Origin of the sequence: Marinomonas transparens, from assembly GCF_016463975.1 — a bacterium.
Taxonomy (GTDB): Bacteria; Pseudomonadota; Gammaproteobacteria; order Pseudomonadales; family Marinomonadaceae; genus Marinomonas; species Marinomonas transparens.
In genome coordinates this window covers 1-509 of record NZ_JAEMNX010000072.1, presented here as the reverse complement: position 1 = coordinate 509, position 509 = coordinate 1, and the positions used below count along the sequence as shown (strand labels likewise).

Sequence of the window (509 nt, the reverse complement as noted above, 5' to 3'; positions counted from 1 at the left end):
TCATTTACCAACTACTTATTCCGTAAACGGCTTTCCATTCCACTGGATATCAGGTAACGCCATCAAAGCGCGCCCCCCAACGCAAACCTCTCCATCAACAAGAGATCCACGGCAGACAAAGATGGCCCTACTGGCTATCTTTGTGGTGGTGATATTGGCGAAAATGCTGATGGTGAATATTCGTAAAAAACGGCTTTAAGTGAGTTTTAACCAAAAAACGGATAAGAACAATGCGCTTTACTCAAGTAGTACTATTTACTCAAGGAGAGAAGCGCATTTGGGTCAGATAAAAACCGTGTCGTTTTTCATCTGACCCCAAATTCCCATTATATAGTTTTCATTGGGCTTTGTTGTTAACAAGTGTTATTTAATATGCTGTGTAATTTCTTTCCATATCATCTACTATTCCATCATTTTCACCTGTACCACCTACTGTTTCATTACCTTTACCCGTACCACCTACTGTTTCATTACCTTTCCCCGTACCACCTACTGTTTCATTAGCTTTA

At 40.3% G+C, this 509-nt stretch carries 1 pseudogene; it reads left to right on the top strand.

The features are described 5' to 3' along the window. Nucleotides 1–199: pseudogene (locus tag I8J31_RS20690) on the top strand (hypothetical protein); the annotation flags it as partial. Between the last annotated feature and the right edge of the window lie 310 nt (nucleotides 200–509).